Origin of the sequence: Streptococcus suis, assembly GCF_002964045.1 — a bacterium.
GTDB classification, from domain to species: Bacteria; Bacillota; Bacilli; order Lactobacillales; family Streptococcaceae; genus Streptococcus; species Streptococcus suis_U.
Map to the genome: position 1 here is coordinate 23,678 of NZ_POPB01000466.1, position 10,874 is coordinate 34,551.

At 44.3% G+C, this 10,874-nt stretch carries 7 protein-coding genes and 1 tRNA gene; 7 read left to right on the forward strand and 1 reads right to left on the reverse strand.

What is annotated here, in order from left to right; all coding sequences use genetic code 11:
* Positions 1-15 precede the first annotated feature (15 nt).
* The 6 genes from rsmA (at position 16) to C1E99_RS11800 (ending at position 9,360) form a co-directional block, all read left to right on the forward strand.
* Complete coding sequence (gene rsmA / locus C1E99_RS11775; RefSeq protein WP_105207650.1) at positions 16-891, forward strand: 16S rRNA (adenine(1518)-N(6)/adenine(1519)-N(6))-dimethyltransferase RsmA; 876 nt, start codon at positions 16-18, stop codon at positions 889-891.
* Entirely contained in the window at positions 888-1,673 is a 786-nt protein-coding gene (locus C1E99_RS11780) for an ElyC/SanA/YdcF family protein (protein WP_105108237.1), read from the forward strand. Before rsmA ends, C1E99_RS11780 begins: the two co-directional genes overlap by 4 nt.
* A 151-nt stretch (positions 1,674-1,824) precedes the next feature.
* Positions 1,825-3,555, forward strand: a complete 1,731-nt coding sequence (locus tag C1E99_RS11785) for a YfhO family protein (protein ID WP_161943268.1) — start codon at positions 1,825-1,827, stop codon at positions 3,553-3,555.
* Positions 3,556-3,567: 12 nt separating this feature from the next.
* On the forward strand, positions 3,568-6,012 hold the full coding sequence (locus tag C1E99_RS11790; protein WP_105207651.1) for an LTA synthase family protein: 2,445 nt from the start codon (positions 3,568-3,570) through the stop codon (positions 6,010-6,012).
* 143 nt (positions 6,013-6,155) lie between these two features.
* Positions 6,156-7,733, forward strand: coding sequence for an ATP-binding cassette domain-containing protein (locus tag C1E99_RS11795; RefSeq protein ID WP_105207652.1), 1,578 nt, complete (start codon positions 6,156-6,158; stop codon positions 7,731-7,733).
* A gap of 34 nt (positions 7,734-7,767) precedes the next feature.
* Positions 7,768-9,360 (forward strand): ATP-binding cassette domain-containing protein, encoded by a 1,593-nt coding sequence (locus C1E99_RS11800; protein ID WP_105207653.1) that lies wholly within the window; start codon positions 7,768-7,770, stop codon positions 9,358-9,360.
* Between the two features lie 49 nt (positions 9,361-9,409).
* Here C1E99_RS11800 and C1E99_RS11805 read toward each other — a convergent pair.
* A tRNA-Leu gene (locus C1E99_RS11805) sits at positions 9,410-9,491 on the reverse strand.
* A gap of 507 nt (positions 9,492-9,998) precedes the next feature.
* Between C1E99_RS11805 and rsgA the strand changes: the two genes are divergently transcribed.
* A complete protein-coding gene (gene rsgA / locus C1E99_RS11815) occupies positions 9,999-10,874 on the forward strand; it encodes a ribosome small subunit-dependent GTPase A (protein ID WP_105207655.1) in 876 nt (291 codons plus the stop codon).

Sequence of the window (10,874 nt, forward strand, 5' to 3'; positions counted from 1 at the left end):
AGAAAGAAAACACATATGCACATCGCAGACAAAAATGTTACCCGCGCCGTCCTTGAACGCCACGGGTTTACCTTTAAGAAATCCTTTGGTCAGAACTTTTTGACCGATACCAATATTTTACAGAAAATTGTGGATACGGCAGAGATTGACCAGAATGTCAATGTCATCGAAATTGGTCCTGGAATTGGGGCCTTGACTGAGTTTTTGGCGGAGAGTGCTGCTGAGGTCATGGCCTTTGAGATTGACGACCGCCTGATTCCGATTTTGGCGGACACCCTAGGTCGCTTTGACAATGTGACCGTGGTCAACCAAGACATCCTGAAGACCGACCTGCAGACCCAGATTCAGAATTTCAAGAATCCTGACCTGCCCATCAAGGTCGTGGCCAACCTGCCCTACTACATCACCACCCCTATCCTCATGCACCTGATTGAGAGCAAGATTCCCTTCAGCGAGTTTGTGGTCATGATGCAGCGGGAGGTGGCCGACCGCATTTCTGCTGAGCCAAACACCAAGGCCTACGGTAGCCTGTCCATCGCGGTCCAGTACTACATGACTGCCAAGGTGGCTTTCATCGTGCCTCGCACCGTCTTTGTGCCCGCACCAAACGTAGACTCCGCAATTCTCAAAATGGTCCGTCGCGAGCAACCCTTGGTCAGCGTTAAGGACGAAGATTTCTTCTTCCGGGTGTCCAAGGCCAGCTTTGTGCACCGCCGCAAGACCCTGTGGAACAACCTGACCAACCATTTCGGCAAGTCCGACGAGGTCAAGGACAAGCTGACGCGGGCACTTGGCATGGCAGAGCTGGAAGCCAGTGTCCGTGGAGAAGCACTTTCCATGGCTGACTTCGCACGTTTGTCTGACAGCCTTCAGGAAGTAGGTTTATCATGAAACTATCGCAGGCAATCAATCAATTAGCCCAATTTTGTGGACCGCGGGATCTGTCCTCTCTGACAAAACAAGCTCTCCAAGCCGAGCAAGGACTAGAACAGGTAGATGTTCTAGCCTTTTTTGGTGGCTCCATTCTAGCTGGTGGTGACCAACTGGCAGATGCTATTCGAAACAAAATTGCTAAGGCCTACGTCATCGTAGGTGGAGCAGGTCACACGACCGACGGACTTCGCCAACAGGTACGGGACCATTTTCCTCAGCTGGATCCAAGTGGCTTGACCGAGGCAGAGATTTTTCAAGCCTACTTGGAGCAGAAGCACGGTCTGTCAGCTGATTTACTAGAAACCCAGTCCACCAACTGCGGTAATAATGTCACCTACCTACTGGACTTGCTAGCTGAGAAGGGCATTGATTTTCAGTCCATTCTGCTCATGCAAGATGCCACCATGCAGCGTCGGATGTGGGCAACGATGAAGAAGTACGCAGCGGGTAAACTCTTGCTCAACTACGCTAGCTACCAAGTGGCTGTCAGGGAGGAAGAGGGCCAGCTCCAGTATGAAGATGCTCCCTTGGGTATGTGGGACATGGACCGCTACCTCAGCCTGCTTTTAGGCGAAATTCCCCGCCTGCGAGATGACGAAGAGGGCTACGGACCAAGAGGAGCCAACTATTTGGCCTATATCGACATTCCACAAGCAGTGGAAGAAAGCTACCAATTGGTCCAGGAAAAGACAGGCCTAACCAGCCGTAAAGCCAATCCTAACTTTGCTAGTCCAGAGTGAAATCTGAAAGACCTTGCCTTGTTCGTTGACAGTGGGGAGAAAGCTTGCTATACTGAAATATGACTAACTTTTGAAAAATATTGTCTGCAAATTGGCAGAATATTTACAAAAACAAGAGAGGGTTTCCCTCTTTTTTTATGAAGGTATCCTTATGTTCAAAAACATGTTAAAAAAGCATCCCCATTTAGTTGCTCTTGGCCTATTTGTGGGCTTTTCTTTATTATTATTGGTTCCACACTTGCTAACCAAGGGAATGGTGACAGGTGCAGACTTGATTTTTCACTACAATCGTTTCTATGATGCGGCTATGCAGATGACGGAGGGGAATTTCTCCTATATTATCAGTTTGTATGGCTATCAGCAGTCAGGACGGATTGTCAATGCTCTCTACGGACCTTATTTTGCCTATCTACAGGGAGCTTTGGTACTCTTGAGTGGGACTTGGTTCCGCTATCAGATTTTGTCCAATCTTCTTTTGGGTACTTTGAGTGCGACCTCCCTCTATTTCCTCATGCGTGAGGTCAAGGTCAAATATAATCACTCCATCCTCTTGTCTCTCTTCTTTGTAACGACCTACTCCATCCAGTATTGGTGGGCAACTCAAGGATTTACCAGCTGGGGAGTGGCCCTTTTTCCACTTTGTTTGATTCCTGCGGTTCGTTTCCTACAGACCAAAAAAGTACCGATATTCCTCATGGCAGGAGCGGTAGGGCTCATGTTGCAGGTTCATATGCTATCAACCTTGTTCTTGGTCATTGCCTATGGAGTTCTCTTCCTCATTGGTTGGTGGAAATCAGACCAAAAAATGAAGATTATTGGACAGGTGGCTCTGTCGGTAGGGATTTTCCTGCTCCTGACCATCAATATTTGGTTGCCACTTATTTATATCAACGCAACCAACACCTTGGTGCCACCGTTTGTTAATAAGAAATTTGTCCTCAATACTGTAACCTGGCTCAAAACAGCCTTTCTATACTATCCCTATCCCTTGCCAATTTTCTTTGGAATCTATCTCTATTTCTTGGTGAAAAATTGGAAGAAACAATCGCTGGTTCTGGGTGGTCTTGCTTTGACTTACGCAGTATTTTTAATCTTGTCAACCAACCTTTTCCCTTGGCAGTTGTTTGCAGGGAAAGGAATTACACTTGTCGAATTGATTCAATTTCCATTTCGCTTTTTCCTCTACGCCAATGCTCTTTTACTGGCAGTCGTAGGAGTCCAGATGTCTGGCTTGTCTGACAAACTGCAGAAAATCTTTATAGCTGTGGCTCTTGCCTCCTTGCTTGTTTCGGTTGGCTTCCTCTGGAATGAAAGTTTTAAGGAAATCAATGGACATTACTATAGCGAGACCTTCCTGCAAAAACGAATTCATACGACTCTGTACGGTACAACGGAAGAGTTACGAGATTCTTTCCATTCTAAAGACTTGGGCGAATTTATCCACATTGCTCAGAAATCAACGCCAGACTATGTGCCAGACTTGTCAGATAGAACGGAACATATGACCAATGAAGAGTCGGACAATACCTATTTTACCTATCGTGACCAAGTGATTTTACCAAATCAAAACTTTACCAAAGCAGTTGATGGTGATCAGCTGGTGGTAACTTGGACGGCGTCTGAAGCAGAAGAAACAGCTGTGCCAATCATTGTCTACCAAGATAGTCAGCTCGTTTTGAATGAACAGGTCTTGGATAGAGAAGAATTGGAACTTTCCACTATCGGTGTACCAACGGTTACCAGCAAAAAAGGACAGAATACCCTTATCCTATCCTACAAGCAACAGTGGTGGTTATGGCCAGTTATCATTATCAGTTTGACTGGATGGCTACTCTGGTTGATTTACTATGTTTTTGCCTACCGAAAATCAAATCTTTCCTAAGAGAGAAATGTTATGAAACAAATCAATCCCAAGGCATGCAAGCAATTCATTCTGGTCATGGTCATGACTGTTTTGCTGGCGATGGGACGGGCCCTCTTGCTAAGCGGTGTATCTTTTCCGCTCTGGTTTGTCCCTCTGACCTTGCTTGCCTATCTTATTTTTACCTTTTATGTATTGGTCTTGCTTAATAAATATGAGAAGTTTGTAAAGACCAAAACCTTTGCCAAGTATGTCTGCTATTTTCTAGGTTTTCTATATCTTGTCAATCTGGTCTATCGAATCAATGCCAAGAAGTATCAACCCTGGAATATTTTCCGTAATAATCTTTTTCAGTTTGAACTTCTATTGATGTTGCTTCTTCCAGTATTGCTGGCATTTTTGTGGCGGAAGAATGCAGGAATCAGAGAAAAATTAAGTAGGTGGTCGGCCAGCCATCTGGTGCAAGATAGCTACTTGCTCTTGACCAGCTTACTTTCTCTCAGTCCGTTGGCTATTTCTTACTGGAAAGATAGCCATTATGAGAGTTTGGTTGAAAATGGCTCCTATTTGGAATTCTTTAGTCAGACACCCTTGTTTGCCCCTATTCATTTTATAGGGACCTACATTTTTCTTCGCTATCTTCATAAGGCATTTGTAGAGTTTAAGGCCAATCGGACCAATGTCCACAGCATGCTCTTTATCAGCTTGGCACTGGCTACGCTATCGCATATTGGTTATCAGGCTTCTATGGCTGGGGGAACGGGCTCTTATTTCACACGCCACCTCTTTCCAGGAGCTATTGTCTTCCAGATTGCCTGCCTCTTTTTCCTTAATGTTATCATTAGCCTGGTTATCAACCGTCAAATCTTATCGGTTGCCATCATTGCTGGTTTAAATGTGACCTTGATTGCGGCCAATTTTCTCAAATTCCGCTACCGTTCGGAGCCAATGACCCCCAACGATTTCAAATGGATTGGAAACATGGGGATGATTCTCAGCTTTATCAGTCTGCGGGTTGTCTTGATATCGCTTGTGTTCTTGGTTATCCTATTCTTTGTTTACAGGCGAATTCATAAGAAGTACTTCCAAGGACAGATTGTCAAATCCATCTGGAAACGGCTAGCAGGAATTTCAGTCATTGTTTCCTTGATTTTGGGAATGGGTTGGGCGATTCGTAATGAAAAAGACCACAAGATTGCTGGTTGGATTCCTATTCTTTCTCAGGTCAATAACTGGCGGAACGTAGACTGGAAGGGCTATGCTTTTGTGGCTCGTTATCGCACACTTTCATTCCTCTGGTTGCAGCAACTCAGCAAGACCAGTATGGAAATGCCTGAGAATTACTCTGATAAGACCATGAAGGCCATTGTGAAGAAATACACTGCCTTGGCAGAGGAAATCAATGCAGAACGGACAGGCCAACTGACTGACCAGACGGTTATCTATATTCTTAGTGAGAGTTTGGCTGACCCACGTCGGATTCCAGGCGTGACCCTTAGTCAAAATGTCCTTCCAAATATTGAGTACATCATGAGTCAGACTACCAGTGGCTTGATGAAGAGTGACCACTATGGTGGTGGTACAGCTAACATCGAGTTTCAGGTCTACAGTGGTTTGCCCTTCTACAATTACAACTCGTCCATTTCGTCCGTCTATCTGGATGTGGCGCCGAATATGAAGAAGTTGCCAAGTATCAGTGACCTCTATCCAGCAGATAATCGTATCGCCATCCATCCTTACTACGATACCAGTTACAATCGTAATTCAATCTATAAGCAGTTGGGAATTGAGCAGTTTTACACTCTGAATAGTGCCGCTTATCCTCTGACAGTGACGGCTGAAGATTATCAAGGGAATTTTATCAGTGATAAAAAGACCTATGACTTGATTTTGGAGCAGGTTCGTTCTACAGACAATAAATTTGTGTCTGCCATTACCATGCAGAACCATGTGCAGTGGAATTCCCTAGAGCCAGCTAGTATTACGGCTACAGGAGAAGGGTTCACGGCTGAGGAAAATGAAAACCTTAATAGCTATGTTCGTCTCCTCTCCTTTACGGACCAGGCGACCAGGGATTTCCTAGACCAGCTCAAGACCTTAGACAAAAAAGTGACGGTCGTCTTTTACGGTGACCACCTGCCAGGTCTCTATCCAGAGTCTGCCTTTGCGACGGACCCAAGTCTGCAATATAAGACCGACTATTTCGTTTGGAGTAATTTTGAAACGGAAGACTACCATTATGATTTGGTCAATTCTAGCGATATGAATGCACTGATGCTGGAGACGACCCGTAACAAGGTCAGTCCTTACTACACTCTCTTGACGGAAGTGCTCCACAAGGATCGTGTAGGTCAGGCTGAACGAGATGCAACAGTCGCAGCAGAACTCAAACTGGTCCAATATGACCTATCTACAGGAAAAGGCTACCTTTTGAAATACAAAGATTTTTTCAATGTGGCGACTGAAACGACAGAATAAAGAATAAACCAAGTCAGATAGCTGGCTTGGTTTATTCTTTATGTGAAAACATACACAAACATGGGCAGTTGTGATATAATAACGGTGTTTAATACAGATTTTTTATTGCTTTGCTTAGAAATCTATCAAACGGTGGAGGGGAAATGAAAAAGAGGAATTTTTGGTTAACCTTATCTTGTATTTTTGCAGTAGCCCTGCTCAATGTTGGCTTTCTGTACCAATATCGCTACATTATTGATGCTATTGCAACTGGAGATAGACAAGCCTTTGTGTCTTATTTTGTGCAGATGGGGTTAACTGTCCTTGTCATGCTGGTCTTTGAATACATTCGTCAGATTGCCAATGTCAGCTATCTCAATCAAGTAGGTTTCCACTTACAAGCGACCTTTATTGGGAAAATGTTTGATTTGCCTTTTAGAGAGTTCGTTGAGCAGGGGGCAGGGGCCTATATTTCCCAGCTCAATAATGATTTGGAGACGGTGAAAGAAGATTATTACGACGCCTTTTTTACGATTTTTCAAGGTGCTTGTACCTTTGGCATTACCAGTTTGGCCCTTCTTAGCTTGGATGGTCTGACCGCTATTTTCTTGATTCTGATTTCATTCTTGCCAGTTGTGATTCCCTATTTGTTTAAAAAGCGGAGAAGGCTCAATCAGGAGGCGATTTCGGACAGTCAGCAGGTCTATAATACAAGGGTTTCAGATGTCTTTCTAGGTTATTTGCAAGTGAAAAATAGCCGCCAAAGACAGCAGGTTTTAGATGGGCTGAACGATCGCTATCAAGCAGTCAATGACAAGGTCGATCAGGCTAATCGAACGACAGTAACCATGCGGCTCTTAGTCGGTTTCGTCTTTTATCTGACCACTCTTTCGATTATCTTTATCGGTGGTTTTCAGGTCTTTTCTGGGACCTTGACCATCGGAGGTTTAACAGCTATTCTGACCATTTCAGAGCAGTTGGTGGATCCCATTAATAGCATTGCGGCAGCCTTTTTGGACAGGCATGCCGTTAAGGAATTGAAGCAAGAGTTTGAGCTGTCTACTTTTGGTCAAGAAACGAAGGGACAGGAACTAGCTTCAGCTTTCCAGAGTATTCAACTGGTCAAGGCTAGTTATGCCATCGGTGAGAAACAGGTCTTTGAAGACCTGACAGTAGCGTTTGAACGTGGCAAGAAGTATTTAATTCTTGGGGAAAGTGGTTCTGGCAAATCTTCCTTGGCTCTTATTTTGACCAAGAATAGCCAACTGCAAGCAGGGGGTGTTTACTTTGATCAAATCTCTCTTTCAGACTTGTCCTACCAAGCCATTCAAGACAAGATTGCCTATCTGCCACAAGAGGGAGCCCTTTTCCATGATACGGTTCTCTACAACTTGACCATGGGACGGGAGGTTTCAGAAGATAGGCTGATGTCACTCATTAAGACCATGAATCTCGATAATCGTTTTCCAAGTTATGACTCTTTAAGCGAGGAAATTAGTGATGATAGTGGACTGTCTGGTGGACAAAAGCAACGCCTGCTCTTGATTCGTGCCTTGCTGCAAGATAAGGATATCTTGTTGCTGGATGAAAGTCTGTCTGCCTTGGATCAGGAAACCTATACAGTAATTGAAGCCTACCTTACTTCATTAGCAGATAAGACGCTCATTCATATTTCCCACCGTGTGTCCGATGAGATCCTTTCTCGTTATGATGGTGTGGTACGGATTGGGGAGAGCAATTAATTTTTTGTCAGATTGTTCCTATCTAGGAGGAGTTATGAAAAAAATCATCTATCAATTGCGGTTTGTTATTGCCATTCAGTTGGTTTTCCATATCTTATATAGTTTGACCAATGTTGTTTTGCCGGAGTTAAATAAGTATCTTTTTGACCATATTTTTCAGATGGGCTGGACAGGGCTTGTCTGGCTCTTGTTGGCTTATACTTTGGCCATCATTGCCAATTCAGTCTTTCAGTACAATTCCCAGGTTTATGAGTGGAAGGTGTCTCAGGGCTTCTATGTCAAGGCTAAAAAAGGCCTGGCAAACAGCTTGTTATCACAGCCTTTATCCAAATTTTCAGAGAAGAATGTCTCTGCCTATCTGTCCATTTTTGACAACGATTTGGAAACCATTGAGGAGAGTTATCTGAGTCCTCTTATGGATATTATCCGCTCTAGTTTGAGCATGCTCATCTATGCAGTTTCCCTCTTTCTCTTTGTTCATCCCCTGGTTGCGGTGGGCATTATTCTGTCTTCTGCTCTGGCAGTCTTCATTCCCAAGTGGATTTCTGGTCCACTTTCTCAGCGTCAGCGGGCATTTTTACAGAGTTTGGAAAGTTATTTTCAGGTGGTGACAGACCTCTTTTCTGCTAAGAATCGCGTTAATACCGAAACTTTCGGCTCCATCAGCCGTGTCCACCATCGGTCAGTAGAAGAAAGTGAGCATGCTCGTTTTCGCTTTGGGCAATTCAAGACCCTGGCTAATGTTGTCAATGGATTTTCCATGTTTTTGGTGCAATTAACAGCTTTTGGCTTGGTCGGCTACCTCTTGCTACAAAAAGAGTTGACCATTGGAGCGACCATTGCGACTTTTAGCTATGTTGAAAATTTCATCTATCCTATGAAATACATCCTCTTGGATGTCAATTATATCCATTCAACCAAGGAAACGGTCGCCAACCTAGAAGACTATCTTGCTGGTCAGGTCTTGTCTGAGCAAGTGCCAAGCTATCCCAATGTGACAGCCTTAGAAGTTAGGGATGTGACCTATCACGTGGGAGAATTAGTAGTAGCAGATTTTTCCTATCGGTTTGACAAGGGAAAAAAGTATGCCATCATTGGTCCGTCAGCCAGCGGAAAATCCACTTTTCTACGAGTGTTGGCAGGAGAACTGGCTCTGGACAAGGGAAGTGTTTCCTATCTGGAACATGATGTTTCACATGGAATGGAAGCAGCTACCGCCTTCTATCTCAGCCAGTTTGAGCATCTTTACCATACCGATTTTGAAAGCAATGTGTCTGTTTTTGGAACCTATGAGAAGGGAAGAGATGTCATGCTTGGCTTGTTAAGGAGCTTGCCAATGAGTTTACAGGACACCTTGCGTACAACAACAGACCCCAGTCTCTTGAGTGGTGGCGAGAAAAATGTCCTGTGTCTGCTCCGTGCCTTGATGAGTGGTAAGAAGATCTTGCTCTTGGATGAACCGACCGCCCATTTAGACCCTGCCCTGACTAAGCAGGTTTTGACCAACCTCTTGCAGCTGGAGGACAAACTTATCATCACCATCTTGCATGAATCAGACTCTGCCATCCTAGACATGTTTGATGTGGTTTTGGAAATGCGTGATGGGAAATTGCGTGAGAAGATATAAAAATGCCCCAAGTCATCAACTTTGACTTGGGGTTATCCTTTATAAATAATGCGGAGGAAGGGATTTGAACCCTCACACCCGATGGGCACATGCGCCTGAAGCATGCGTGTCTGCCGTTCCACCACCTCCGCTTGCTTTTTATTATACTATTTTTCAATTGAAATGACTAGAGTAAAGTGTAAAATCTCAGAGTCTGGGTAAAAGACCAACCCACTTCATAAGGCTAGTGTCAACATCTCAGCGCAGTGGTTGATTGGCTTTAACAGTCTTGGAGACTGTTAAAGGTTGGAGATGGGATTTGCAGAGCAAATCTCAGCAATTCGTGTTTTACATTCCAAATCTAACCATTACGACTGTTGCGAACAAAGTTCGCTCTATCTCCAAGCTCCAACAGTCACTACTCTGACTGTTTTGTAGCGAACTCTGTTCGCTCTATCTCCGACCTCCAAAGGTTCCCCAAACCTTTGGAGCTATACGGGGGTGGGACTGAAACAGTCTGGGAATAGACTGGTTCAGCTCAACAACTTGAAACGTGAAATGGGAGACGCGCTCTTTTATTAAGGTTCGAGTTCTTTCCTGCTCCTTTTTTCTTAGGAAATTTGGTATAATAGGAACAAGTACATACAAAGGAGTCTTCATTGCAAGGAAGAATTATCAAGGCCTTGGCTGGTTTTTACTATGTCGAGGCAGAGGGACAGATTTATCAAACCAGAGCCAGAGGAAATTTTCGTAAGAAAGGTCAAACGCCCTACGTGGGTGATTTTGTGGACTTTTCTGCGGAGGAAAACTCAGAAGGCTATATTTTAAAAATCCACGAGAGAAAGAATAGTTTGGTTCGACCTCCTATCGTCAATATCGATCAGGCGGTGGTTATCATGTCGGCTAAGGAACCTGATTTTAATGCTAATCTACTGGATCGTTTCCTAGTGCTTTTGGAACAGAAGGACATGGATCCTATTATTTATATCTCTAAGATGGACTTGGTAGAAGATCGGACGGAGATGGATACCTTCAAGGCTATCTATGAGAAAATTGGCTATCCATTTGTCTATAGTTTGGAGGAATTGACACCATTATTGCAGGATAAGGTGACGGTCTTTATGGGCCAGACAGGGGTTGGCAAGTCGACTCTTCTCAATCGCATTGCGCCAGAATTAGCCTTGGAAACAGGGGCTATTTCAGATAGTCTGGGGCGTGGTCGCCATACCACTCGTGCGGTCAGTTTTTACAATGTCTTCGGTGGGAAAATTGCGGATACGCCCGGTTTTTCATCCCTAGACTATGAAGTCAAGGAGGCGGAGGCTCTGACAGATTGTTTCCCAGAGATTGCGGAAGCCAGTCAGGACTGCAAATTTAGGACCTGTACCCATACCCATGAGCCGGATTGTGCGGTCAAGGAAGCTGTTGCCAGCTCTGCCATTTCCCAAATCCGCTTTGACAATTATCTCCAATTCCTCAGCGAAATCCAAAATCAGCGTGAAACCTATACCAAGGTAAGTAAGAAATTCAAATAG

What these genes read in the sequence shown, in the direction of transcription:
- C1E99_RS11785 (WP_161943268.1), top strand. Translation starts at nt 1,825, where the DNA reads ATGTTCAAAAACATGTTAAAAAAGCATCCCCATTTAGTTGCTCTTGGC.
- C1E99_RS11790 (WP_105207651.1), top strand. Translation starts at nt 3,568, where the DNA reads ATGAAACAAATCAATCCCAAGGCATGCAAGCAATTCATTCTGGTCATG.
- C1E99_RS11800 (WP_105207653.1), top strand. Translation starts at nt 7,768, where the DNA reads ATGAAAAAAATCATCTATCAATTGCGGTTTGTTATTGCCATTCAGTTG.
- rsmA (WP_105207650.1), top strand. Translation starts at nt 16, where the DNA reads ATGCACATCGCAGACAAAAATGTTACCCGCGCCGTCCTTGAACGCCAC.
- C1E99_RS11780 (WP_105108237.1), top strand. Translation starts at nt 888, where the DNA reads ATGAAACTATCGCAGGCAATCAATCAATTAGCCCAATTTTGTGGACCG.
- C1E99_RS11795 (WP_105207652.1), top strand. Translation starts at nt 6,156, where the DNA reads ATGAAAAAGAGGAATTTTTGGTTAACCTTATCTTGTATTTTTGCAGTA.